The sequence below is a fragment of the Varibaculum timonense genome (assembly GCF_027694345.1).
Classification (GTDB): domain Bacteria; phylum Actinomycetota; class Actinomycetes; order Actinomycetales; family Actinomycetaceae; genus Varibaculum; species Varibaculum timonense_A.
Map to the genome: position 1 here is coordinate 1 of NZ_JAQEVU010000010.1, position 24,530 is coordinate 24,530.

General features: G+C 52.1%; 19 protein-coding genes and 2 tRNA genes. 13 read left to right on the forward strand and 8 right to left on the reverse strand.

The annotated features are described in order from the left end of the window. Positions 1 to 55: 55 nt before the first annotated feature. Positions 56 to 143 (reverse strand) — tRNA-Ser (locus PG728_RS08420). A gap of 187 nt (positions 144 to 330) precedes the next feature. On the opposite strand from PG728_RS08420, the gene PG728_RS08425 reads away from it, so the two are divergent. Then, on the forward strand, positions 331 to 1,692 hold the full coding sequence (locus PG728_RS08425; RefSeq protein WP_270627026.1) for an MFS transporter: 1,362 nt from the start codon (positions 331 to 333) through the stop codon (positions 1,690 to 1,692). Positions 1,693 to 1,773: 81 nt separating this feature from the next. On the opposite strand, the gene PG728_RS08430 is transcribed toward PG728_RS08425, so the two are convergent. Next, a tRNA-Arg gene (locus tag PG728_RS08430) sits at positions 1,774 to 1,846 on the reverse strand. A 191-nt stretch (positions 1,847 to 2,037) separates the two neighbouring features. Between PG728_RS08430 and PG728_RS08435 the strand changes: the two genes are divergently transcribed. Both PG728_RS08435 and PG728_RS08440 read left to right on the forward strand, forming a co-directional pair. Next, positions 2,038 to 6,213 carry a DNA helicase gene (locus tag PG728_RS08435; RefSeq protein ID WP_270627028.1) on the forward strand — a complete coding sequence of 1,392 codons (4,176 nt, stop codon included), beginning with the start codon at positions 2,038 to 2,040 and terminating at the stop codon, positions 6,211 to 6,213. A 2-nt stretch (positions 6,214 to 6,215) separates the two neighbouring features. Further along, positions 6,216 to 6,407: a hypothetical protein gene (locus PG728_RS08440; protein ID WP_072510189.1), complete on the forward strand. Its 192-nt coding sequence runs from the start codon at positions 6,216 to 6,218 to the stop codon at positions 6,405 to 6,407. A gap of 802 nt (positions 6,408 to 7,209) precedes the next feature. Here the strand turns inward: PG728_RS08440 and mscL are convergent. The 3 genes from mscL to PG728_RS08455 all read right to left on the reverse strand — a co-directional run bounded on the left by mscL (position 7,210) and on the right by PG728_RS08455 (position 9,054). Next, the gene (gene mscL / locus PG728_RS08445) at positions 7,210 to 7,647 is read right to left on the reverse strand and encodes a large conductance mechanosensitive channel protein MscL (RefSeq protein WP_270627030.1); all 438 of its coding nucleotides are present in this window, start codon (positions 7,645 to 7,647) and stop codon (positions 7,210 to 7,212) included. A 21-nt stretch (positions 7,648 to 7,668) separates the two neighbouring features. Continuing rightward, positions 7,669 to 8,355, reverse strand: a complete 687-nt coding sequence (locus PG728_RS08450; RefSeq protein ID WP_270627032.1) for an SAF domain-containing protein — start codon at positions 8,353 to 8,355, stop codon at positions 7,669 to 7,671. 63 nt (positions 8,356 to 8,418) lie between these two features. Further along, entirely contained in the window at positions 8,419 to 9,054 is a 636-nt protein-coding gene (locus PG728_RS08455; protein WP_270627033.1) for a 5-formyltetrahydrofolate cyclo-ligase, read from the reverse strand. Positions 9,055 to 9,160: 106 nt separating this feature from the next. Here PG728_RS08455 and PG728_RS08460 point away from each other — a divergent pair, with 106 nt between their 5' ends. From PG728_RS08460 to PG728_RS08470, 3 genes are all read left to right on the forward strand, one after another. After that, the gene (locus tag PG728_RS08460; protein ID WP_270627035.1) at positions 9,161 to 10,372 is read left to right on the forward strand and encodes a molybdopterin molybdotransferase MoeA; all 1,212 of its coding nucleotides are present in this window, start codon (positions 9,161 to 9,163) and stop codon (positions 10,370 to 10,372) included. A 12-nt stretch (positions 10,373 to 10,384) separates the two neighbouring features. Next, positions 10,385 to 11,101 carry a GNAT family N-acetyltransferase gene (locus PG728_RS08465; RefSeq protein ID WP_270627037.1) on the forward strand — a complete coding sequence of 239 codons (717 nt, stop codon included), beginning with the start codon at positions 10,385 to 10,387 and terminating at the stop codon, positions 11,099 to 11,101. A gap of 226 nt (positions 11,102 to 11,327) precedes the next feature. Next, on the forward strand, positions 11,328 to 12,662 hold the full coding sequence (locus tag PG728_RS08470; RefSeq protein ID WP_270627039.1) for a hypothetical protein: 1,335 nt from the start codon (positions 11,328 to 11,330) through the stop codon (positions 12,660 to 12,662). A gap of 68 nt (positions 12,663 to 12,730) precedes the next feature. On the opposite strand, the gene PG728_RS08475 is transcribed toward PG728_RS08470, so the two are convergent. Both PG728_RS08475 and PG728_RS08480 read right to left on the reverse strand, forming a co-directional pair. Then, positions 12,731 to 13,453, reverse strand: a complete 723-nt coding sequence (locus PG728_RS08475; RefSeq protein ID WP_270627041.1) for a YggS family pyridoxal phosphate-dependent enzyme — start codon at positions 13,451 to 13,453, stop codon at positions 12,731 to 12,733. 110 nt (positions 13,454 to 13,563) lie between these two features. Next, positions 13,564 to 16,182, reverse strand: a complete 2,619-nt coding sequence (locus tag PG728_RS08480; protein ID WP_270627043.1) for a DEAD/DEAH box helicase — start codon at positions 16,180 to 16,182, stop codon at positions 13,564 to 13,566. 113 nt (positions 16,183 to 16,295) lie between these two features. Between PG728_RS08480 and PG728_RS08485 the strand changes: the two genes are divergently transcribed. Beyond that, the gene (locus tag PG728_RS08485) at positions 16,296 to 17,081 is read left to right on the forward strand and encodes a CDP-alcohol phosphatidyltransferase family protein (protein ID WP_270627045.1); all 786 of its coding nucleotides are present in this window, start codon (positions 16,296 to 16,298) and stop codon (positions 17,079 to 17,081) included. A 60-nt stretch (positions 17,082 to 17,141) separates the two neighbouring features. Here the strand turns inward: PG728_RS08485 and PG728_RS08490 are convergent, their stop codons facing one another. Further along, a complete protein-coding gene (locus tag PG728_RS08490; RefSeq protein WP_270627046.1) occupies positions 17,142 to 18,134 on the reverse strand; it encodes a hypothetical protein in 993 nt (330 codons plus the stop codon). A gap of 76 nt (positions 18,135 to 18,210) precedes the next feature. Between PG728_RS08490 and PG728_RS08495 the strand changes: the two genes are divergently transcribed. The 6 genes from PG728_RS08495 to PG728_RS08520 all read left to right on the forward strand — a co-directional run bounded on the left by PG728_RS08495 (position 18,211) and on the right by PG728_RS08520 (position 24,528). Beyond that, a complete protein-coding gene (locus PG728_RS08495; protein ID WP_072510178.1) occupies positions 18,211 to 18,699 on the forward strand; it encodes a flavodoxin domain-containing protein in 489 nt (162 codons plus the stop codon). Positions 18,700 to 18,947: 248 nt separating this feature from the next. Continuing rightward, complete coding sequence (gene argC, locus PG728_RS08500) at positions 18,948 to 20,006, forward strand: N-acetyl-gamma-glutamyl-phosphate reductase (RefSeq protein WP_270627047.1); 1,059 nt, start codon at positions 18,948 to 18,950, stop codon at positions 20,004 to 20,006. Further along, positions 20,003 to 21,184: a bifunctional glutamate N-acetyltransferase/amino-acid acetyltransferase ArgJ gene (gene argJ / locus PG728_RS08505; RefSeq protein WP_270627049.1), complete on the forward strand. Its 1,182-nt coding sequence runs from the start codon at positions 20,003 to 20,005 to the stop codon at positions 21,182 to 21,184. Before argC ends, argJ begins: the two co-directional genes overlap by 4 nt. Further along, a complete protein-coding gene (gene argB / locus PG728_RS08510; protein ID WP_270627051.1) occupies positions 21,181 to 22,077 on the forward strand; it encodes an acetylglutamate kinase in 897 nt (298 codons plus the stop codon). The genes argJ and argB overlap by 4 nt, the downstream gene beginning before the upstream one ends. Beyond that, entirely contained in the window at positions 22,070 to 23,323 is a 1,254-nt protein-coding gene (locus PG728_RS08515; RefSeq protein WP_270627053.1) for an aspartate aminotransferase family protein, read from the forward strand. The genes argB and PG728_RS08515 overlap by 8 nt, the downstream gene beginning before the upstream one ends. Further along, the gene (locus tag PG728_RS08520; RefSeq protein ID WP_270627055.1) at positions 23,320 to 24,528 is read left to right on the forward strand and encodes an argininosuccinate synthase; all 1,209 of its coding nucleotides are present in this window, start codon (positions 23,320 to 23,322) and stop codon (positions 24,526 to 24,528) included. The genes PG728_RS08515 and PG728_RS08520 overlap by 4 nt, the downstream gene beginning before the upstream one ends. The last annotated feature ends 2 nt before the right edge of the window (positions 24,529 to 24,530 follow it).

Genomic DNA, 24,530 nt, shown 5'->3' on the forward strand with positions numbered 1-24,530 from the left:
AAAACCCAAAAAATCCCGCGACATATGCGGACATATGTCGCGGGACATCACACGGCGGAGATGGAGGGATTCGAACCCTCGAGGGGCTATCCACCCCAACTCCCTTAGCAGGGGAGCGCACTAGGCCACTATGCGACATCTCCAATGTCAAAGTACTTCCACAGTTTAACGGACGGGGTGAGAGTGTCCAAAAACTAGCTCCGTGTATCGGGTCACTTAGGCGATAGCAGCTAATCTTTCACCCTCGTCCCTCGACCAGTCAGCTACGCTTTTAGCGAGGATAGATGGCACAACGAAATAACCCGAGTAGGCTGAAACTATAGCGGATTGGTGATTCCAAAAATGGGGGAGGTAGTTTTGTCGCGCACATTCACTTCCTTCAAATACCGCAACTACCGGCTGTGGTGGCTATCCAATATCTTCGCTTCCACCGCCACCTGGATGCAAAGAGTCGCTCAAGACTGGGTGGTATTAACCGTGCTTACCGCTCACTCTGGTTTCGCGGTAGGGCTGGTCACCGCCTTGCAGTTCCTGCCACAATTGTTGCTATCTATACCTGCCGGAATAGTTGCCGACCGCTTCGATCGGCGTCACATCATCCAAATCTGTCAATGCGTAGTCGCCCTTAGCGGACTTTTAACCGGAGTGTTGTTACTTACCGGGGTAGCCGCCCTCTGGCATATCTATATAATCGCCCTGGTGAGTGGGGTAGCCGATTGTTTAACCTCCCCTGCGCGCCAAGCCTTTATTTCGGAACTGGTCACCGAGCAGGATTTACCTAATGCGGTGGGGTTAAACTCTATGGCTTTTAATTCTGCCCGTTTAATCGGTCCGGGACTGGCGGGGTTTGTGATTGCCGGAATCGGTCCAGGCTGGGTGTTTATCGCCAATTTTGCCCTGTTTATAGTGCCGGTGGTGGGGCTATGTTTCATGGATACCGCCCGGCTTTACACCCCCGAAAAGGCTCCTCGCACCAAGGGAATGATGCGTGAGGGATTGCGATACGTGCAAAACCGTACCGATATTAAAGCTATTATCGTGATTTTGACGGTTGTGGGAGCCTTGGGGCTAAACTTCCAGCTTACGCAAGCGGTGATGGCAACTAAAGTGTTCGGCAAAGGAGCGGGAGAATACGGTTTGTTGGGGTCAGTGATGGCTATCGGGGCTCTTGGGGGAGCTTTCCAGGCGGCGCGCCGTACCCAACCGAGGGTTTTTACCGTGGTGGTTTCAGCGGTAATTTTCGGGATTTTAGAGGGCGCATTGGCGCTTTGCCCCACCTATGAGGTGTTTGCGCTGCTGCTGATACCTACCGGATTCGTGATGCTAAACCTGCTTACCTGTGCAAATGCTGCTATCCAAGTTTCTACTGACGAAGAAATTAGAGGACGAGTGCTCTCTATCTATTTCCTCTTCTTCCTGGGAACCACTCCGATTGGAGCCCCAATAATTGGCTGGGTGGCCGAACATTGGGGGCCACGTTGGTCACTCGGGGTGGGGGCGATAGCTTCTTTACTGGTGGCAGTGACTGTGGGGCTTTGGCTCTGGCGACATTGGAGAGTCGATGTTACCCTCCGGGTTTCCCGTCCTTTTATTTCGATTGAGGGACCGCGTGAGCGGGCGATGCGACGGCGGAAAGAACGAGCAGAGCGGCAACGGATTATGGATAACCAGTCACGCGATACCGGAACCTAAGTTAGTAATCCCCGGTTCGCCCTCGCCATTATGCCTGACGAAAGTGACTTTTGAGGGCGGGAAAAAGCAGCGTCTTTATAGTGCCCCCGAGACGATTCGAACGTCCGACACCCGCTTTAGGAGAGCGGTGCTCTATCCCCTGAGCTACGAGGGCGTAAGGCGAGAGATAGCGCCTCAACCTGTCTAGGATAACACTCGGAAACCCGCCTAGAAACTGAGCGCGAAAATCGCTAGGTGTCTTGGGGAAGTGATAAATGTCGTTTTCGAGTTCTTAGGGCATGGCAACCAGGGAAAACCTTTTACTTCTCGTATGCTGGCATGGTGAGCTATAACCCGGAAACCAACATGAACTCAACAGAAACGGCAGACAGTGAAGCACAGCCGGTAAAATCGGCTGTCACTAGCCGGGAAGAACTAATTGATGAGGCCTTAACGCGCTGGAGCGCCAATCTAGAGCAGATTATTGCAGAGGAAACTGCCTCTGGGTATTTGGAACTATCTGCCGCGCATCCCGGGGGCTTGGCGCAACTTTATGGAGGGCGGCCGACACGCTTATCAAACCTGGTACGGGAACCGCGCGCCCTTTCGCATTGTCGGATTCGAGCACGGGAAGTGCTCTCCGCTGCGCGTGATCGTGAATCTCGTTATGGTTCCGGCCCGGTTTATCTGGCTATCGGTACTGCTTCCTGGCGACAGGGCGGGAGCTTGGGGGCAGCCTGGGATCGTGCCAGCGTGAGCGGCGCGTCCTCAGCTACGAAAACCTCGGCGGCCGCTGCCTCTACCCTAAGCTCAACTGGGGTTTCCAATGAGGATACTCTGCAACCAGATGACACCGAGAGCGCAGTTTATGATATTGAAAAAGTTCGCGCCAGCGAACCGCGTACCATCACCGGGCCGGCTCTGCTATGTCCGGTAGAAATTTCCTTAACCGCAGACGAGGATGTGCTGCTCACTTTAGATACTGCGGTAGAAGTATGGCCCCCGCTAGAAGCTGCGCTGAGGGAAAAAGGTGAACAGGGTGAAATCGTTTCCATATTGCAGGGATTGCAGACAGAGGTAGCATTTAGCCCTACGAATGCATTGCATGAGCTGCGCCGTTTGGGATTGCGGCACCTGTTGGGGTTTGACCTGTATGATTCTTTGACTGTCGGACAGTATCTACACCCCTTATCTAACCTGGTAAAAGACTTTTCGCTTAATAAAGATTTATTGCAACACTCACCGGTAGTCGCAGCGCTGTGCGGAGATGTCCAGGCTGCGGGAGCGGTTCTGTCCCCACTGCCCGATCCGGTAGTAACCGACCGTGACCCCTTGGCAGAACACGGAGTTGGCGACCTGGATCCCGCTCAACACAATGTGCTAGATGCGGTCGCTTCCGGTGCAAACTTGCTCTTAGATGCGCCCCCAGAATCAGAAATAACCTCCACAGTGGCAGCGATACTTGCTGACGGAGCCAGCGCAGGAAGAACCATAGCCTACGTTCCGGGAGCGCGCCGTCGCCTACAACAGGTATTTGCAGTTCTCGGGCGTTTAGGTTTAGACAGCCTCACCTTAGATTTATCTAATCGCAGCCGGTGGCGCGATATTGTACCCGCAAAGCTGCTAGAAACTCTTGGCACTGCGGTACCCGCAATAGATTCCGAAGCGGGCGCTGCCACCACTCAGATGCGTAATGAGCTTTCCCAAATCCGTTCCCAACTGGGCGGATATATGGAACAATTGCATTGTAAACGTGACCCCTGGCAAGTCTCCGCCTATGATGCGCTCCAGGTGTTAGCAGATTTAACTGCTATGAAACCTGGACCTAGAACCAAAGTGCGTTTCGATTTAGAAACTTTGCATCACATTGCCTCAGATGGGGCAAAACGAGTTCAAGAGCTACTGGCACAAGCCCAGCGAGAAGGAATATTCTCGCAAACCCGAGCCAGTAACCCTTGGTATTCGGTGGTGGTGTCTTCGCCAGAAATGGTTGATACCGCAGTTGATGGCGTTAATCAATTGGCAGGTAGAACCTTGCCGCAAGTACGCGCGGATATTGACCGAACACAAAAAGAAACCGGTTTACGCCGAGCCACTACCCTCAACCAGTGGCATGATCAGTTGAAAATGCTTGACGGTTTGCGCGAAGCAATGGATGTTTTCAAACCCCAGGTTTTTGAACGTTCAGCAGCCGATATGGTGATTGCGACCGCGACCAAGAAATGGCGTAAAGAACGCGCCCTGAACATGAAAGAATCCCAGCGTCGTCACCTAGTAAAACAGGCTAAAGACATGGTACGTCCGGGACGTAAAGTCGAAGATTTGCATCGGGAATTAATTCGGGTACAACAGCAAAGACGGATTTGGCGTGAGTATTCTCCGGGCGGGGGCTGGCCGGTGCTTCCTGGTCGCCTCGACCAGATGCAAAAAGCTGAGGAAGCACTGCGTACTCATCTTTCCCAACTGCAACCCTTCTTTTCAACTGGTTTTGGTGATTTATCAGAAATGCCGTTAGATAAACTAGCCAGTTTGATGGATAGCCTTTCAGCAGATGAAAAAGGTGCTCAAAGACTGCCACAACGGGTAGCGATTTTGAAAGAGCTACACGATTTCGGGGTAGATGAGCTGGTAGAAGATTTACGCGCCAGAAGAGTCCCTGCCGATTTAGTGCGCATGGAGCTAGATTTAGCCTGGTGGGCATCGGCTTTGGCGGAAATGCTGCGACTTGATGATAGGCTCGCCCACTTTGACGGTGAACATTTAGAAGAACTAGCTGCCAGCCTACGAGAACTAGATCTTGCCCAAGTTAATTCGCTCTCTGCTCAAGTTCTAGAACATATTCAGCGCCAGGTGGCAAAACTGGTGGAATCGCAAACTGAAAACATTGCCGACTTGGAACAGGTTCTCAAAGATGCACGCACCGATTTACCAGAAATAATCGGACAATTCCCGATTGTGGAACGTCTGCGTCCTATCCGCGCTATCCCGCCAGTGATGATACCGCAGATTCTTGGCAATGATCATCCGGTAGATTTGCTGGTCTTAGACGGGATAGAAAACGCCAATTTAGCGGAAGTTATACCGGCAGTTGCTCGCGCTAAACAAGTGGTAGTTGTGGGAGATGTACGCCGCAGTGAACAGGGAACCGTTTCAGATTTCGCCGGTATATTCCCGCAACTAACTGCACCTCCTACCCGCAGTCGGGTAAACGAATGGGTAGCCTCATTCCTGGCAGAACACAACTACGGACGAGACGTGATGCCAGTAACGGTACCTCGTCCTTCTCGTCCGGTCACTTTAACCGTAGTTGATGGCAGAGGAATGCCCGCGATAGGGGCGCAATGTGTAGAAACCTCTTCGCAAGAGGTTGAAGAGGTTGTGCGCCAGGTGTGCCAGCACGCCGCGAACCAACCGAAAGAATCTCTAGGGGTAGTAGCCTTAACGGTCAAACATGCGCAACGAATTAGCGCTGCTATCATGAGTGAAGTTGCCCGTAACCCCGAACTAGATAAGTTCTTAGCAAATAACCCAGAAGAACCATTCGTGATAGTAGATGCCGCCGGAGCAGCCGGTTTGCGCCGAGATCACGTTATTTTATCGATTGGTTTCGCGAAAACTCCCCACGGACAGGTGCTACATAATTTCGGGGTAATATCAGCAGCTGATGGCACTGCGCTACTGGTAGATGCGCTATCTATGGTACGTAAAGAGCTGTCACTCATTTCTTCAATTTCCCCGCAAGCAATCGATTCCCAGCGGCTTCATAGTGCCGGCTCGAAAATGCTGTATGACCTGCTGCAAGCTGCCCGCTCACAGTCGCAAACTGTAGGCCCAGTCCAGGCAGCTCAGGCAATGGGCGAGGAAGAATCGCAACCTGATCGTCTCCTATTAGATCTTGCAGAAAGACTATATTCGGTGGGATTAACCGTAATCCCGAATCTGGGACCAAAGAACGGTATGCGGATTCCTTTAGCAATCGGGCATCCCGATTATCCAGATGAATTGTTGGTCGCAGTGCTCACCGATAATCCCGACTATGTGGCAGAAAAATCATTACGACGTCGCGAACGGCATTGGCTTGACCGGCTTAAAGAATATGGTTGGGTAGTCAGCATGGTTTACTCTACCGCCGTATTTATGGATCCGGCGGCTCAAGCCCAACGCCTACTTGACCTAGTGGTAGATGTAGTTGAAGAACGCAAGAAAGCACAAGCCCAACGCCAGGTTGCAGCTTCTCCTGTTCCCGCTGGTGAACCGGCTGTGCAGCCTCCTTCCGTCGAGCTTTCACCGGCGCTTGCGCCGATGCCCGAAGAAGACGATGCTCCGAATCGCCCCATCAAGCGACCTCCGCTTTCTAGGGGATTACCGCTAACTGCTTATGGAGATGACCAGCTTGACGATTTGCTTGCCTGGATTCGTTCCGATAGCAAAGGACGCAGCCTGGATGAGGAAGTCGATTTACTTTTTGCTGAATTAGGTTTGCAACGGCGTGACAGCCAGGTAGACGCGATATTGTCAAACGTGGTAAAGCGAAACAGCTAGCTATGAAACATGCGGCAGTACGTACCTACAGTGAGGTTGATTCTATCCGTATGCGAGAGGGGAAACCTACCTCCTGGCAGGAAAATGTTGATTCAGTCTTTGACGAGGACGAGGCTTGCGATGGAGCGGAGAGGCATCGCGAGGTGGATTATCTATCCGAAATGCCGCCGCATTGGCGCGAACGTAACCAATAGTCCCTAATCCAGGTCTGGCTCGGTAAAAGCACTCCGGGAATCCGGGTTCGATAACCGGGGTGCGCGGGGGAAAGTTTGTCCTCCCGCCCAAGAATTCGGGAAACGTAGCGGCGTTTTCCGAATTCTTATGCCCACCGCACCCACTCGGACTAAACTTTCCCCCGCGCTGATCCGGCTGTTCCTAGCCTGTGAAGTGAGGGACTAGGTTTTTCTCCTGCCCAAAGACTTAGAAAAGACTTCAGTCTTTTCTAAGTCTTACGCCCGCCTAGCCTAATCGGCATAAATACTCCTCCTTGCTCTCGCTAATTAGCATGTTTCTCTCGTATCTTTTTCCGGCCGCGCCCCTTGTGTGACTGAAATCTGTCCGTGCGGGGAAAGTTTGTCCTCTCGCCCAAGAATTTTGGAAAACGTATCGGTGTTTTCTGAATTCTTATGCCCACCGCACCCACTCGGATAAAACCCAGGCTCCCCGCTCGCTGGTACCATCTGCGTAAACATCTCAGCGAAAACAAGAACCGCCGATATCCACCCAGATACCCGCCTAGCCTGCTCGGATAAAACTTCTCCCCCACGCAAAGGGTACAGCTTTGCTAGATTCCCGTAAGGCGCACACTGAGCGTGCAGGGGCGGGTTTATGCCGAGGGGAAGGCTGCGGGCGTTAAATCCGTGAAAATGCCAAAGCATTTTCCGGATTTCGGGGCGCGAGGCAAAATCCGCCCCTGTACGCGGACGACTACGGGAGGACAAACTTTCCCCCGCGCTTCACCCAGGGTACTTTTACCGAGCCAGAGCCGAGACTAGGCTAGCTGCTTTGGGAAGTGGATTTTTCTGCTTGAAGCAGGTCGCGAATCTCGGTTAGTAGCTCGACCTGGGGGTCAGTCTGGGGTTCTTCGTCCTCTTCTTCAGTTTTCTTCTTGGCTTCACGTGCCTTAATCACCTTGTTCATCGGGACGATGATGCAGCAGTAAATAGCCAAAGCAACCAGGAGGAAATTAACTAGAGCAGTGATTATCGCTCCCGGTTGCACGGTAGCGCTGCCGAGATGAAATTCTAGAACCTTATCAAAGTTGGGTTTGCCTATTAATCCAGCGATTAGCGGGTTGATGAACTTATTAACAATGGCGCTGACTACGGCTCCAAATGCGGCACCGATAACTACGCCAACTGCCAGGTCGATAGCGTTTCCACGAGAAATAAACTCTTTGAATCCGGCAATGAAACCGGTTTTTTCTTCACTCATTGTTCCTCATTTAGATGAAAATTAACCTGTACGCGCCAATTGTAGTGCCTCGTTCTTGCTGGCTTGTACCAGCCGAGCAGCATCAGCAGGATTGACCGCCACTTCAATGGTAGCGACCTTTCCTGAACCTGTAAGAGACGTACTGGCTTCACTCACGGATAATGCTTGCGCCTTGATTACCTCAATGCCCCTGCCGTTTTCTGGGGATTCATTTCCGGGATTATCTGCTGTCGCATTTTTACGATTAATCCCCGATTCCTGTTCGTTAGCGGTATCGGTTTTAGCGTCTAGACTGCTAGCTCCGGAGAGGAAAAACATGATTTTATCTCCCGCTCCGACCAGTCCTTGATCGCTTTCACGTAGCGGTAAAGCCAATATCACCTGTCCTTTATAGGCTTTCCGGCTAAAAGATGAAGATGAAAAAAGCGCTGGAAATAGGGTAGTTCCTTTCGCTAAGGGAATCGCTGTTCTTTGCCCGATAGCCTGCTCTTTTTTCTGGAATGCTTGGGGAGGAAGGGTGGCTATGGGAACTGATTTAATCTGCAGCTGATTAGCGCTGACGGTGGTTCCGGCAGGAATATCTACTGCGGAGACTATGACCGGTTTAGTCTCTATCTGCGGCAATATCAGGCGCAGTAAAGTTATTATCACTGCAATTACACAAACCAGACTAATCGTTCGTCGCCAACGCCAAATAAACTCTCGCATGGCTAAATACTGGTAGGTGGTTATCGCATAAGATAATCCGCGATAATTTGTGCAGTAAAAATGTTAGTTATCGCCCTGTGGGGACACGGTTAATTGCTGTAAGCGACCTGAGGAAGTTAAAACCTGATCAACTCGCTGGTCATGCGGTTCTGTGGGAAGCGTTCCCGCAGTTAAAACCTCCCAATCATGTACCAGTGCAACTAGGTGTGGACGCTGGGTACAATCGACATCGCAGTGCGATAAAGCCTGGTCATACCAACCGGCACCGCGTCCTAGCCGGGTTCCAGTTCTATCGACAGCTACGGCGGGTAGGAAAATAAGTTTCACGCCCAAATCTGCTAGATTAGCGCATTTTAGTTCCCGAGAAATTAGAGGCGGGTGCGGGTTTAGTCGGCGGTAGAGAGCCCGAGTGTGTTGTACCGGATCTAGCCGTCCCCAACGGGGCTGCGCAAGATTGCAAGGAACAAATAGTTTCATACCGGCATCTAAAACCGCTTGATTAAGTAAAAATGTGGGAACCTCGGTGTCAAATGATAGGTAACTGGCAACTGCGTCCCCAGGTTTTAAAAAATCCAGTAATGGCTGGGCTGCCTGACGCACAGTAGCTGCTTCCTGTTCGCGTTTACTAGGTAAAACTGATAGGCGGCGGCGAGAGAGGAACTTTTTTCTCAAATCCGCTTTGGTGCTCTTAGCCTCCATAGCTTAATAATAACCGGATTCTGCTTTGCGACCGCTCGGCTTTTCGCCCTCAAGCTAAAGGCTAAGGCAGGTACGCTGGGTACAGTACTAGATTTCAGGAGGGCGAATGCGTACTGTTGCGGAACATTTGAATACTTGTCTATCCCTGGTGGCTCCGCTAGATCCTTTGGATGTGTTGCTGCCGGATGCGGTGGGGTGTGTCCTGGCTGAGGACGTGAGTGCTCCTTTTGATTTACCGGTTACTGATCAGGCTACTTTGGATGGATATGCGGTACGTTCCCAAGATGTGGGTGGTGCTGGGAAAATGCGTCAAGTGTACCTGGACGTAATTGCTGAGGTGAAAGCGGGGGATGCCGAGCCCTGCTCCCTGGTAGAAAACGCGGCAGTCCGGATTGCATCGGGTGCACCTTTACCGATGGGGGCAGATACGGTGGTTCCGTTAGAGGAAACCGATCAGGGATCGACACGGGTGCAAATTCTGTCTGCCCCGGCGAAAGGTAAAAATATTTTACGCCGCGGTCAAGATGTAAGTGCTGGCACAACGATTTTGCGTGCCGGTACCCGGATTGGTTCTCGGCAGGTGGCGCTGCTGGCGGGAGTGGGGCGCTTGCGGGTGAGGGTTCGTCCTCGTCCTCGAGTAGTGATTTTATCTATCGGAGACGAGCTAATTGAACCGGGCAAAGCGGTACGTGCCGGTGCGGTGTTTGACGCGAATGGACATGCGCTTTCTTCAGCGGTAGCAGATGCGCGAGCCGATACTTTTCGGGTAGCGGCGGTTCCTGATGAACAGAATGCTTTGTCGGAAACTATCGAAGATCAGCTGGTTAGGGCAGATATTATTATCACTACCGGCGGTCTGTCCTATGGCAGTGGCGATACAGTCAAGGAAGTGTTAGCTCCTTTAGGTACGGCTCGTTTCGATATGGTGGCGATGACCCCTGGTAAACAACTTGGATATGGAACAGTGGGCGAGGGTACTCCGATTTTTTGTCTCCCGGGCAATCCGGTAGCTGCCCAAATTTGTTACGAGATTTTCGTGCGCCCCTGCCTGCGGCATATGGCTGGTTGGCAGGAGCTTTATCGTCCTTCTTTACGAGCCAGGGTTGATTGTGGGTGGCGTTCTCCCGCAGGTAGACGCCAGTTTGTTCCCGTTAAAATTGTGGGTGCTCCCGACAGTGGTTATCGGGCAAGACTAACCGGTAAACCGGAGGATCTTTTACTGTCTAGTATGGCGAGTGCGAATGCGCTCGCGGTTATCCCCGAGGCGGTTACGGCTGTTTCCGAGGGGGATTATTTTCACTGTATGGTGCTAGATTAGGTTGCCGTTTTGTTGTATGAGCGTTTAACTTTTCTGTCTCGAGGGCGTTTAAGTGTTCAGATTGATGACCCTTGCGCTTTGGGGCTGGTCAAGCCGGGTAATGTTGAAATAGGTCGGCTGGTAGTGCTGGAAATGACTGCCCGTGATCATCGTTTGGCGGCGCAGGTTCGCGCTGATAATTATCGTTGGCTTTCGCCCTGGGAGGCTAACGCTCCGGACGGGTATCGCGCGCGAGATATGGAGTTGGAGGCTTTTATTCGGCGTAGCGCTCGACTGGTGCGCAAAGGAATGTATTATTCCTTTGGTGTTTGGGCGGATCAGGAGCTGGTAGGGCAGGTAAGTATCGGGGATGTGGCGCTGGGTGCGTCTCATTCGGGAAATTTGGGTTACTGGGTTAGTGAGGAATATAGCGGCAGGGGAGTGATTACCGCCGCGGTAGCCATGGTGTTGGATTTATGTTTGGGGTCTCCTCATTTACACCGCGTGGAGATAAATGTGCGTCCCGAAAATAAGGCTTCCTTGCGGGTAGTTGAAAAGTTGGGGTTGCGTTTTGAAGGGCGTAAACGCGGTTTCTATTATATTGCGGGAAACTGGGCTGACCATTTGGGTTATGCTGCTACCGCCGAGGAAGTTCCAGAGGGTGGTTACGTTTCCAATTTGATTAATAGGGCGCGTTTTAGAGGCGGGCTGTCTAGAGAGTCTCACGGTTTTGCCGAGGGCGGGTTCTAGTTTTCGATTATTTTCAGTATTTGGATATTAAGCCGCATTTGGGTCCGCTGTGAATCGGTTTTAAGAATAGGTTGCTGCGTCATAGAGCATTAAAGCAGAAATAATAATGTGGCTACTGATGTGGTTGTTACGAATGTTGCGTTTTTCTAAACATTTCATAACATTGCCTGTTCAACACGCCTTTAGGGAGCAAGATTCTTGACTCTAAATACCCTATTTTTGATATGTGGAGTTTATCGGATTTGCCTTACCGGCATTGGTGTTGATTCTGGGAGGAATATATCTACCGCTCTTAATCGATATCAAACGTCGGCAAGCTAATTCTCATGGTAAAGACCGTTTTAGTGCGGGATTGCGGGTATTAAATACTCATCCTACGCAAACGAAACGGGACGGTTACCGGATAACCCCCCCGGTTTTAGGAGGAAGTATGCAGCGACCAGTAGCGCCAACCCAACGCGACCAAAGTGAACTTAATGCCGCCAAACTAAGACGCGCGCAGCAAATACAGCTTAGGGAGCAAGCAGCCCGCCGCCGTCTTACCCTGCTCACCGTACAGTTCGCGGTGATGATGGTACTAGTTACCGCTGCCTTTGTTATCTCCTCATTTTCCTGGTTGTGGGTACTGATCCCGTTGGCAACTATTACTGCCACCTTAGGATTAGGGGTGCGAGCCGCAAAGGCTGGTCGCGAAAACGATCAGCGCGCCCTTGAATATATTCATTCTCTTGAAGCTCGCCCCGCTAAGGGTCACCGCATGAGCGAAAGTGAAAAGAAATTCGCCCAAATTACGGCAAAAGCTAAAGCTAGCTCCCAAGGCGAGGCGGTAGCCGCAGCAGACGTTAAGGAAAACCAAGTAACGCTGGGTGCGCAAGCGAAAACCGAAACCGCTCTAACGCAATCTTGCGAGTCCTATGCGAAAGAGAATCTATCTGCAACGGGCAAAGGACGCGCAGCCCTAGCTAAAATGGCTGATGCGGCTCGCCGGGCTTCAATGTTCCGCGAGATTTTTACCGCCGGCCAGGAAACGCAAACACAGGCAGCTACGGCAAAATCAACTGAGACAGAAGAATCAACGTTGCCGACAAAAGTTGCTGGAGAGCTAGCTTACAGCGCTAATGAGACTTCAATAGCAACCAGTAAGCTAGAAACAGTAAGCAATCTTGACGCGCAGCCTGCCTTGGAAACCAAGGCGATTTCGACATCAGTTTCTGTTGAAAAAGCTGACGAAATCTCCGCAGTTACTAACAGCGCACACACCGGCAATAGCGCGGCAAATAAGCAAGATTCAGCTAGCCTACCGGCTGTTTCCTCTGGGCGTGCCTGGACTCCCACGCCGATGCCGAAACCGATTTATGCGCTTAAACCGCGACTGGCGCGCCGTGACGTAGATGCCTCCGAATTGTTATCGCAGCATTTAGCAAGCAGGTCGCATTCGCCCTATCGCCCTAGCCGTCCCCAAGCCCGCACTGAAGAATCGCTGACCACTGCCCAGTTAATCGCCCAAACCAAACCGGTGGATGTAGAAGCGATTCTAGATTCACGTCGGGTGGCCAACTAGGTAGCTGACTAACTAGACCGTCCGCTCAGGGTACTGCTTGCTTTTTCTGAAAGAGGTAGGTGCAGCCTCTAGTGGTAGTTGCGCGAACCAAAAATATCGGTGCCGATACGTACTATAGTTGCGCCCTCTGCGATTGCCAGTTCCAGGTCTTGGGACATTCCCATCGAAAGTTCGGTGGCATCTTGTCCTCGTCCTCCGCTAGCTACGGTTTTATCACGCAGGTTACGCAGGATTTCAAAAGAAGAACGAATTTGGGATTCATCTAAGCTAAGCGCCCCAATTGTCATAAAACCGCAAAGCCGTAGCTGCTCCATAGCTAAGACCTGCTGGGTTAAATCTTCCGCTTTTTCCGGGCTTACCCCCGCCTTAGCGGCTTCGCGCGAACAGTTCACTTCAATAAAGCAAGGTAAAGTGCGCCCCGGATAGTTCGCTTCCAGGCGGCGCACCAAACGCTGCGCAGTTTTAATTGAATCCACGGTTTCAACCAGGTCGCAAACCTCTAAAGCGGCGCTAATCTTATTGCCCTGTAAATGCCCTATCATATGAACTGTAGCGCCAAGATCGACCTGCCGTATTGCCGGGTTGGTTGCCTGGGCTTCCTGAACATGGTTGTGACCTAGAACCACTGGCAGACCGCGCTTAACTAGTTGCTTAGCAGCAGCAATAATCTCTTGGCTGCTGCGGGTCTTGACCGCCAACTCTAAAGTAACTTCGCTGCGATTCCTGCCCGCCGCCTCACAGGCAGCGCTAATCCGCTCATCTACCCTTGCTACACTGGTTTCTAAATCCATAGTTTTAAGTCTAGAGGGCGTGCCAAATCCAGTTAAACCCGCTGCCTATTTGCAGAAAACCTATCGCAAGTGCTGAAGTGCTCTAGGGGAGGAATACGGGAAGAAATCTCCTAAAATAAATCCCCATAGGCAACCAGATACAGACAAAGCTGCCCACTTTCATCGGTTTTAGCTATATCTAAGGCAAAAAGCATTCGCCATTCCCAAAGACCGCTGCCATCATCTACTTCCTGCAATAAAGACCACACATTACTGCCGCGGAGTAAATGGCTATCTGCATCCAGATAACGCGACAGTACCTCTCGCGCTTGCTCGCCCTCGTTAATCACCGCGTGGCTCGCCGAGCGGGCCTCTTGGTCTAAAACCAGGTCGTCATAACGTTCCCAATAGTCATCAAGCAGCTCTTTATAATCAGCTGTAGACCAGGAGCTACCGTCAGCGCGCAAAAGTGCGCCAGCTTGCAAACGGTTTACATCATCAAAAGCAACTGCCTCTACGCGCTGCCAGCTTTCGTTGCGCAGCGCCTTACGTAGCGCAAATGGATTAGCGCTCAAAGGGATATTATCCCCCACCCCAAAAGCGGTTTCTTCATCACTGTCCATCGGGGTGTCGCTAGTTCTTTTCCCGCTGGCTAAAGACTCCCACTCGTCAAGCAGGGAAGAATCCACGCCCCTTACCGTTTTCCCCAGCCACTCCAATATCAACTCGAAGTCTTCACTGCGGCGGTGCGGAGGAACAATCTGCCCCAAAGCGCGGTAAGCGTCGGTTAAATAACGCAACACCACGCCCTCGCTGCGTGAAAGGTCAAAACGGGAAATGAACTGGGTGAAAGTTAGCGCATTTTCCACCAGATAACGCACCACAGATTTTGGTGAGGGCGCAAAGCCATAGACCCAGGGATTAGATTGCGCGAAAGTGTGAAACGCTCCCGCTATTAGCTGTGCAAGTGGCTGTGGCCAGCTAATTTCATCCAAGATTTCTTGCCGTTGATTATATTCAACCTTTTCCCGTCTGAGCTGCTGATATACCTGGTCACGTTCGGCTTTTTGTTGGGCGATAAGCACCTGGCGGGGATCTTCTAATACCGATTCCACAATCGAAACCAAATCGAGGGCATAATCGGGACTGTCACAATCTAGTAAATCCAGGGCAGCGAGGGCGAAAGGAGAGAGCGGCTGGTTAAGGGCAAAGTCCTGTGGAAGCTCTTGGGTGAGCTCTACCCGACCGCGATACCCTGCCTTTTCAGAGGGGAGATGTCTAATCACCTCCGCCTGTTTTAACGAAGAATAAACCTGCCCTAGGCGGCGCAAATGGGGGTTAATCTGCTGCGGGCGGTCATGGTTATTGCGAGCTAACCACGCTAAATGCTTGCCGCCGTTGCGCCGACCGGCAAGTACGTTGAGCACCATTGAATGATCAATTTGAAAATGGGAGCGTAACGGCTCGGGTGGGGCAGATTGCAGACGCTCAAAAGTTCCCCGCCCCCAAGAGATTTTCGGTTTCTGGCTTTTTGCCGAGGACGAGCTCTTGCGTTTTCCGTCCTTTTGGGCAAGTTTCTTGGCTTCTATTATTTCGGCAGGAGCCTGCACTTCAACAAATCCCATAGTGTCAAAACCGGCGCGTCCAGCTCGACCCGCAATCTGATGGAATTCTCGGGCGGAGAGATGCCGCTCGCGGTGTCCATCAAACTTTACCAAGGAGGTGAAAACCACGGTACGGATAGGAACATTTATCCCCACCCCTAAAGTGTCAGTGCCGCAGATTACTGCCAATAAGCCTCGCTGAGCGAGTTGTTCGACTAAGAGGCGGTAGCGGGGCAACATTCCCGCATGATGTACCCCTACCCCCAGGCGTAGCAGTCGGGAAAGAGTCTGTCCGAACCCCTTGCCAAAATGTACTCCCTTTAGGTAGCTGGCGATTTTTTCCCGTTGCTTGCGAGGGGCGAGATTAGCGGAGGCTAGTCCCTGGGCGGTTTTGACCGCGTCATTTTGGGAAAAATGTACCAGGTAGATTGGCCAGTGTCCCGCCTCTACCAGGCTTTCCAGTAGGTATTGCAGTTCATCTTCGGTGTAGGACATTTCTAGAGGTACGGGACGTTTGGCGTTGTCTATTAGCGCTACTTCTCTTTTAGTACGCTCTTTTAGATCGCGTACGAAAAAATCTACATCCCCTAGGGTGGCAGACATGAGGACAAACTGTACGTGTGGCAGTTCTAAGAGTGGAACTTGCCAAGCCCAACCTCGGTCAGGGTCGGCGTAGTAATGAAACTCGTCCATGACTACCGTTCCCGCATCTAGTTCGCTGCCCTCGCGAAGTGACTGGTTGGCCAGGATTTCAGCGGTGCAGCAGATGATTGGAGCCTGTGCATTTAAGGAAATATCGCCGGTAATCATGCCGACATTGCGAGCTCCGAATAGGTCTACCAGCGAGAAAAATTTTTCAGAAACTAAGGCTTTAATCGGTGCGGTGTAGAAAGAGCGCTGATTGTTGGCCAGTGCCGCCAGATGGGCGGCGAGAGCAATCATTGATTTACCAGAACCGGTGGGGGTGGCGGCAATTACATGGTTGCCCGCAAAAATCTCGGTGGCAGCTTGTTCTTGATGGGGATACAGTGCCCGACGGGTAGAGGCTGCCCAAGTAGTGAAACCGGAGAGTACTTCTAAAGGGTCATCCAGCTTATCCTGGTCCTCTAAATCGTCCAGGAGTTCATTTAGTGGGGCGGAACTCATAGAGCTATTTTATAGCTTAGCTCAGAGGAACCTCTTGGGGAGAAGGACGGTTAAAGCCCCACAACAGGTTTCAGGGTTTCGCTTATTCGAAACCCTAGGGCAAAATAGGGACTATGAAAGAGACTTCAAGTGCGGATAAGTCCCAGTTCACTCGCGCTGATCACCTGAAAGCCTGGGCTGTACATGCTTTTACCGGGTCAGCGGTAATTTGGGCGTGCTGTGCCATGTTGGCTTTGATGCGTCAAGAATATCTCCAAATGTGGGGATGGCTGGCTATTAGCCTGATTGTTGATGGTCTTGATGGCACTTTTGCTCGGCGTTACCGGGTTAAAGAGGTTGTTCCCTGGTTTGATGGTTCTTCCCTCGACTTGATTGTCGATTACTTGACCTGGACGTTTATTCCTGCAATTTTTATGTCTCAAAACCTGTCGTTTGCTCCTGGCGTGCCCGGCAAGGGTATTGATTTGATAGTGACTGCGGTGTTGATGGTGGCAGTTTGCGCGTCCTCAATGTTTTGTTACTGCAATAAGAAAGCCAAGAGTTCCGATAACTATTTCGTGGGCTTCCCGGCCGCCTGGAATATCGTGATTTTGTATCTGTATTTAGTGGATATGAGCTGGTGGTTTAACCTCACGATAGTGGTGTTATTTATTGTTTTGACGCTTTCTCCCCTTACTTTCTGTCATCCTTTCCGGGTGGAACGACTGCGGTGGCTAAATATTTTGTCGGTAGTTGTCTGGCTGTTTTGCATTATTTGGCTCACTATCTATTTCCCGGAGCGTAATCCAATCGTTTGGTGGCTGTGGTGGATTAGCGGAGTTTACTTTATTGGTAACGGGGTTGTGCGTACCTTTATAGGTCCGCAAGCTGCCAAACGCCGAGCGCAAAAGAGCCGGTAGACAGGTAGCGTCTCTTGCGCGCCACCACCGCGCGCAACTTTTTGTATGCAGCGCCGCAGCTTAGCGCGCCTTTATCAAGAAGTTAAGGAGGTAGCGTTCCCGCAGGTATTTTGTGCCCTCTACTAGGAAACCGGAAATAATAAATAAGATGACCACCACTATTACATAGGTTGGATAGTCTCGACCGGTCATAGCAAAATACACGTACGGGGCGGCGAAAGTGACTGCGGTGGTAAAAGTGCCAACAATGCGCACCCACTGGCGTTTAGCGGTAAACATAGCCAGCACCCCCCAGGCGTAAGGGATGGCGGTGGTAATATCCATCGTCCACAGAACCAACAGGGAGCCGTGGAACTCTTTTACGAGGCTTACTGGCAATACTCGTAAACTAGAATAGGTAACTACCAGCAGATATGCCAGAACTTTCGGGTTGGTGAACCATTTAATCAGTCGGGAACGATGTGTTTGTTTTATTCCGCAAGCTGTTAAGGCACCGGAAATCTCGGGAGAAAGGTGGGTTGCATCTATTCCGAGCAGTGCTTGCCGCACCCTCTGCCTGGCGTTTTCGCTTAAATCTTCCCACTGATCAATGATTGCACCCATCAGGTTGCGCGGATCTAGTATCCAAGGGCGTTTTTTGTTATTTTCCGCCTGGGTTGGCGTTTCAGATGAGCTGACTAAACGTTTACGGTATTCCAAGCCTTCCGGGTAAGTGGCGCCGTCAATTATTCGGCTAGTTCCTAGTAAGCGGGAGAGGCGTTCGGCTTCTTCGCTACTGCCCGCCCCTAACCAGACGCATAGGGGGCGCTGTAAATCTTGACGCAGCTGAGCTAAGAATTTTCCGCCCTCATTGCTGCATAGAAAGCTATGAAAGTCTTGGCTGGGGAGGGCGAACAGTTCGGATACGTCTCGGGTGCTTCCTCTGCCCAGTTCAGAGATTCGATGTATTCCGGTCGCGCGGCAGAGCACCACTGGGTCGAGGGTGTATTTGGATACCACGGTTAGATCGGTGAGCTTTGGCGCTCTGCGAGAGGAAGAACCGATCGGTGACACGTTCTCCAGTCTAAGAGAAAACTAGATTTTTCGGTCTTTTCAGGACAAGTTTTAGAAAAATGGTCATACTAGAGCTATGAAGGTTTTAGTAACGGTTGCGTCCAAACATGGAACTGCGCGCGAGATTGGCAAAACTATTGCCGAGGAATTAGAAAATGCCGGTTTGGAGGTAGAGCTTAAGAATCCGGAAGAGGTCTACAGTCTAGATGTCTATGGGGCAGTGGTTATTGGTTCAGCGGTGTATCTGACTAGATGGATGGATGAAGCTACGGATTTTTGTCGGCGTTTTTCGTCGCAGTTGCGCCATATTCCCATTTGGGCTTTCTCGGTGGGGCTATCTGGGGTTCCGCACGATAAAGTGCAAGATCCTTCCCGGGTTGGGCCGGTGCTTTTGAATATTGAACCTAAAGGTTACGTGACTTTCCCGGGCAGGCTAGATCCCTCGCAGCTTTCTTTGCGCGAGCGTACCGTTGCGCGTCTTGGGGGAGCGGTTGAGGGCGATTTCCGTGACGAGCAAATGATTCGCGACTGGGCGAGGCAGATGGTTAAAGAAATCAAGAAATAGCTATAGTTTGGCGCTTGGTTTTCTTAGCGCCCTGTCGATTAGCTGGTTGAGCTTTGCGACAGGGCGCGGATTTTTGCTTTTTCTGCCTCAAAGTTTCCGCGCATTTATGGGGACAAACTGTAGGTGTCTAGCTATTTTGTCGCCGGGTTTGCCGGAGAGGCATTCTCTTAGTGGCGGTGAGTATCTTAACTCACATCAACCTCTCCCAATTATGCATATATATTCAATGGTTGATATAAATATGCACTATGAAAGTTTCAATTATCGGTGCCAGTGGCTTTGCCGGCGGAGAAATTCTGCGTCTGCTAGCTGCCCATCCGCGCTTTCAAATTGAGCAGCTATGCGCGTCCTCCTCGGCAGGAAAAAAGCTAGGGGAGTTTCATCCCCAAGTTCCCCAATTAGCCAAGCAAGAATTAAAAGCAGTAGACCCGGTGGCGCTAAAAGAAAGCGCCGCGATTTTCCTAGCATTGCCACATGGACAATCCGGGAAAATAGCAGCGCAACTGCGCGCTGCCGGGGTAGAAAGCCTGTTGGTAGATTGCGGAGCCGACCATCGGCTCACCTCTAAAGCCGCCTGGGATAGTTACTATGGCGGCGAATATTGCCAGGCCTGGACCTATGGAATGCCCGAACTTCAGCGTGCTTGCGGGCCTTCACAGCGCGAACAGCTGGCGACTACCCAGCAGATCGCGGTTCCCGGATGTAACGTAACTGCTGTTACCTTGGCTTTTCAACCTCTGGTAGCTGCCGGATTGATTGACCCAAACGATATTGTCGCCACTTTAGCGGTGGGATATTCCGGCGCCGGAAAATCCCTAAAACCGCACCTATTAGCCACCGCAGCCCTCGGCAATGCCCAGCCCTATGCGGTAGGCGGAACCCATCGCCATATTCCCGAAATCGCGCAAAACTTCGCAGTTAGCAGCGGAAACAACCCCGAGGACTATAAAATCACCCTCACTCCAGTGTTAGTACCCATGTCGCGGGGAATCCTGGCAACCGTAACTGCCGCTGCGACTCAAAAAACTACCACCGAGCAGTTACACGCCCTCTACCAGGATTTTTATCGGGAAGAAAACCTTATACAGGTACTTGACCCCGGTATTTGGCCACAAACCCAAGCAGTGACCGGCAGTGCAAACGTGCAGGTACAGGTGGCGCTAGATAAGCGGTCCGGAAAAATAATCGCCCTCAGCGCCCTGGATAACCTAGGAAAAGGAACCGCGCAAGCCGCCGTGCAATCAGCCAACCTCGCCCTCGGACTAGACGAATATACCGGCATCAACCAGATTGGAGTTGCCCCGTGAAAAAAGACAAAAGCCTCCAAGGCGTAACCAGCGTACCCGGATTCAAAGCCTGCGGAATCGCCTCCGGAATGCGCCGCAAAGGACGCAAAGACCTAGCCCTCGTCCTCAACACCGGGGAAAACCCGGTAGCCGCTGGGGTATTCACCTCCAACCGTTTCGCCGCCGCCCCTGTACTCTACTCGCGGGCAGTTCTCAGTAAAGGGGCTACCGGTATGCGCGCCGTAGTGCTGAACTCTGGCAGCGCCAACGCCTGCACCGGGGAAAACGGTCTTAAAGATACGGTCGCCAGCGCCAAGGCAGTCGGGGATGCTCTACAAATAGATCCGCGAGAGGTATTAGTGTGCTCCACCGGAATGATTGGGACACCTCTGCCGATGGACAAAATGCTCTCCGGGATTGAAAGTGCTGCCGCGAGCCTATCTGAAGAGGGCGGCGCAGATGCTTCCTGGGCGATTCTCACCACCGATAACGAACCTAAAACCGTTCATTTGCAGGCGGAAGGCTATCAAATCGGAGGAATGGCGAAAGGGGCAGGAATGCTTGCTCCCGCCCTAGCCACGATGCTTTGTGTAATCACCACTGACGCCCTCCTCGATGCCGAAACTGCCCAAAAGGCGCTGGAAGTTGCCTGCGCGAAAACCTTTAACCGCCTAGATTCTGATGGCTGTATGTCCACCAACGACACTGTACTTTTGCTGGCCTCCGGGGAAAGTGGAACGGTTCCCAGCGGATTTACCGACGCGCTCACTCAAACTTGCGCCCAGTTAGCGCGTAAACTCGCTGATGATGCGGAAGGTGCGCAGCATACGGTAGAAATAGCAGTCACCGAGGCCGAAAGTGAAGCCGGAGCGTTAATCGCGGCGAAAACCATTTCTCGCTCAAACCTGGTAAAAACCGCAATCGCCGGGTGTGACCCCAACTGGGGAAGAATCGTGTCCGAACTGGGAACCGTACCCGAAAGCGTTTGCCCCTACGAACCGAGCGCGGTATCGGTACTGTTCAACGGGGTGCAAGTTTGTAAAAACGGCGCCGCTTGGGGAAACCGCGAGGATGTTCCCTTTGAAAGCCGTGACGTGCATCTAGAGGTACGCCTAGGAGCCGGAAACGCCCAGGCCAGCGTACTGACCAACGACCTTACCCACGAATATATTCACATCAACGCGGACTATTCCTCATGAGCACAAAAAATTTATCAGCCTGGGACAAAGCCGGAGTACTGCTAGAAACCTTGCCGTGGCTGCGCGAATACTCCGGCTCACGGATCGTGATTAAATACGGCGGAAACGCCATGATATCTGAAGAGCTAAAAGCCGCTTTCGCCCAGGACGTAAGTTTCCTGCATGAATGGGGGATTGAACCGGTTGTGGTGCATGGGGGCGGCCCGCAAATCAACTCCATGCTGAAAACCCTGGGGATTGAAGCCCCCTTTGTTTCCGGTCTGCGGGTCACCAGCCCAGAAGTAATAAAAGTCGTGCGCATGATCCTGACCGGGACAGTGCAGCGCGAACTGGTTTCGTTACTCAACGAATCCTCCATTGCGGCAATCGGGATTTCCGGGGAGGACGGAGCGTTTTTACGTGCCCAAAAACAAGGAGCGACAGTAGATGGAAAACCCGTCGACCTGGGGCTAGTGGGTAAAGTAACCGCGGTAGATCCCGGGCCGATAGAAGATTTGCTGCAATCGGGGCGTATCCCGGTGGTTTCCTCCATTGCGGTAAACCAAGACAACCCTACGCAGGTATTAAATATCAACGCAGATTTGGCGGCCGCGGCAGTCGCGGGCGCCATCGGGGCTAAGAAACTAATCGTCCTCACCGATGTGAAAGGACTCTATCGCAACTGGCCAGACCCAGATAGTCGGATTTCGCAGCTTCGGGCAAGCGAAGCCGCCGAAATGCTGCCTACCTTGGAAGCGGGAATGCGCCCCAAAGTGCAAGCCTGTATCCAAGCCTGTGAGCAGGGAGTACCCCGCGCCACCATTATTGATGGGAGGGTGCCGCACTCGATGCTGCTAGAAATCTTCACCGATACCGGATTTGGAACTATGGTGATGGGAGATAGCCATGACTAACTCTGAATGGATCAGCGCCTACCAAGAAAACCTTTTAGGAGTTTTCGGGCAGCCGCAGGCGTGTTTTACCCACGGCCAAGGCATCCGGGTGTGGGATACAGACGGTAAAGAATACCTAGATTTGCTGGGCGGAATCGCGGTAAACGCTCTCGGATATGCCCATCCGGAAATAGTGAAGACTATCGGGGAGCAAGCCAGCCGCTTTACTCATGTCTCTAACTTTTTCACTACCCCTCAGCAGGTAGAGGCCGCGCAAGCAGTCAAAAGAATCTGCGCCGCAGGGTGGGGTAGCGAGGTACAGGCAGAAATCACCTCCCAGGCGCGAGTGCTATTCGTAAACTCAGGCACCGAAGCCAATGAAGCCGCTTTGAAAATGGCCTTAGCCGCCCGGCCGGGAGGGCGAGCGATTGCGCTAAAAGGCGCATTCCATGGTCGCACCCTGGGGTCGCTTTCACTGACCTATAAAGCTCCCTACCGCGAACCCTTTGCTCCCTTCGTGGGGCCTACCGAGTTTGTAGCAGCCACGGTAGCGGGAATTGAGGCAGTAGACCCCGAGGGCGTATCCGCGATTTTTCTAGAACCCCTGCAAGGAGAAGCCGGAGTAATCCCCCTAGCGCCCGAATTTTTAGCAGCCGCGCGCGGGCTGGCAGATCGCGCTGGAGCATTGCTGGTTTTTGACGAAGTTCAAACCGGGATGGCGCGGTGCGGAAAATGGCTCGCTCACCAGGGAATCTGCCATGATGGGAAAGAAATAGTTCCGGACGTGGTGACTTTAGCTAAAGGCCTAGGTGCGGGAGTGCCGGTCGGGGCATGTGTAGCTATGAACGAACGCGCCGCCACCGCCCTCAAACCAGGAAGTCACGGTACTACCTTCGGAGGAAACCCGCTGGTAAGTGCGGTAGTAGCGCGCACCATCAACCTGATGGAGGAGCTGGATTTGCCGTCTCATGCCGCTAAAGTTGGGGACGCCTGGATGCAGGCGATTGAAGATGCCCAAATCCCGGGGATCAAAGCGACCCGGGGACAGGGGCTGCTGCGCGGCCTCATCCTCGAAAAAAATATTGCCCCGAATCTGGCAAAAAAGCTATTTAAAGCCGGGTTTATCGTAAATGCCCCGGCAGCGAACATTATTCGCCTAGCTCCACCCCTAATTATTGAGTTATCCGAAGCGCTAACCCTGATTCCCGCTTTGAAAAATACATTAAAACAGATAGAAAAAGACCTAGGAAAAGGAGAACAACTATGAGTAAAGAACGGGTAGTCCTAGCCTATTCGGGCGGGCTAGACACTTCGGTAGCCATCGGCTGGATTGAAGAACAAACCGGCAAAGAAGTAATCGCTTGCGCCGTAGACGTAGGACAAGGCGGGGAAGACCTAGAAGTAATCCGCCAGCGCGCGCTGGACTGCGGGGCAGTCGATGCCTATGTGGCTGACGCGAAAGATGAGTTCGCCGAAGAATATTGCCTACCGGCAATCAAAGCCAACGGTCTGTATATGGATCAATACCCCTTGGTATCGGCACTTTCTCGGCCGCTAATCTGTAAACACCTGGTAAAAGTAGCGAAAGACTTTGGTGCCGATACCGTAGCTCACGGCTGCACCGGAAAAGGGAACGACCAAGTGCGCTTTGAGGTGTCGCTCACCAGCCAAAACCCGGAGATTAAATGCATCTCCCCGGTGCGGGATTTGGCTCTTACCCGGGACGTGGCGATTAAATATGCGGAAGAACACGAACTCCCGATTGAAACCACCAAACATAACCCCTTCTCTATCGACCAGAACGTGTGGGGGCGCGCGGTAGAAACCGGATATCTAGAAGACTTATGGAACTCGCCCACTAAAGACGTATATGTTTACACCGATGACCCGGCCTATCCTCCCGTTCCTGACCAGGTAGTTATTAGTTTTGAAGAGGGCGTGCCGGTAGCTTTAGACGGGCAAAAAATGTCTCCCCTGGAAATCATTCAGGAAATGAACCGCCGGGCAGGAGCCCAAGGGGTAGGTCGCCTAGATATGGTGGAAGACCGCCTGGTAGGGATTAAATCGCGGGAAATCTATGAGGCTCCCGGCGCAGTGGCGCTGATTATCGCCCACCAAAACCTGGAAAACCTGACCCTAGAACGCGAACAAGGACGCTTCAAACGGCAAGTAGAACAACGCTGGTCAGAGCTAGTTTATGAGGGGCAATGGTATTCGCCACTCAAAGGCTCGTTAGATGCCTTCGTAGAAAACACCCAAAAATATGTTACCGGCGATATCCGGATGATTCTGCACGGCGGGCGGGCAGTAGTTGATGGGCGGCGCTCTGCGGTCGGCTTGTATGACTTCAACCTGGCGACCTACGATTCAGGAGACAGCTTTGACCAGTCCCTCTCGCGCGGATTTATCGGAATCTATGGGCTATCAACCCAGTTAGCAGCCGCGCGGGAACAAAAAGAAAGCAAGAAATAACT

What these genes read in the sequence shown, in the direction of transcription:
- PG728_RS08435 (WP_270627028.1), top strand. Translation starts at nt 2,038, where the DNA reads ATGAACTCAACAGAAACGGCAGACAGTGAAGCACAGCCGGTAAAATCG.
- PG728_RS08440 (WP_072510189.1), top strand. Translation starts at nt 6,216, where the DNA reads ATGAAACATGCGGCAGTACGTACCTACAGTGAGGTTGATTCTATCCGT.
- mscL (WP_270627030.1), bottom strand. Translation starts at nt 7,647, where the DNA reads ATGAGTGAAGAAAAAACCGGTTTCATTGCCGGATTCAAAGAGTTTATT.
- PG728_RS08450 (WP_270627032.1), bottom strand. Translation starts at nt 8,355, where the DNA reads ATGCGAGAGTTTATTTGGCGTTGGCGACGAACGATTAGTCTGGTTTGT.
- PG728_RS08455 (WP_270627033.1), bottom strand. Translation starts at nt 9,054, where the DNA reads ATGGAGGCTAAGAGCACCAAAGCGGATTTGAGAAAAAAGTTCCTCTCT.
- PG728_RS08460 (WP_270627035.1), top strand. Translation starts at nt 9,161, where the DNA reads ATGCGTACTGTTGCGGAACATTTGAATACTTGTCTATCCCTGGTGGCT.
- PG728_RS08475 (WP_270627041.1), bottom strand. Translation starts at nt 13,453, where the DNA reads ATGGATTTAGAAACCAGTGTAGCAAGGGTAGATGAGCGGATTAGCGCT.
- PG728_RS08480 (WP_270627043.1), bottom strand. Translation starts at nt 16,182, where the DNA reads ATGAGTTCCGCCCCACTAAATGAACTCCTGGACGATTTAGAGGACCAG.
- PG728_RS08485 (WP_270627045.1), top strand. Translation starts at nt 16,296, where the DNA reads ATGAAAGAGACTTCAAGTGCGGATAAGTCCCAGTTCACTCGCGCTGAT.
- PG728_RS08495 (WP_072510178.1), top strand. Translation starts at nt 18,211, where the DNA reads ATGAAGGTTTTAGTAACGGTTGCGTCCAAACATGGAACTGCGCGCGAG.
- argC (WP_270627047.1), top strand. Translation starts at nt 18,948, where the DNA reads ATGAAAGTTTCAATTATCGGTGCCAGTGGCTTTGCCGGCGGAGAAATT.
- argB (WP_270627051.1), top strand. Translation starts at nt 21,181, where the DNA reads ATGAGCACAAAAAATTTATCAGCCTGGGACAAAGCCGGAGTACTGCTA.
- PG728_RS08515 (WP_270627053.1), top strand. Translation starts at nt 22,070, where the DNA reads ATGACTAACTCTGAATGGATCAGCGCCTACCAAGAAAACCTTTTAGGA.
- PG728_RS08520 (WP_270627055.1), top strand. Translation starts at nt 23,320, where the DNA reads ATGAGTAAAGAACGGGTAGTCCTAGCCTATTCGGGCGGGCTAGACACT.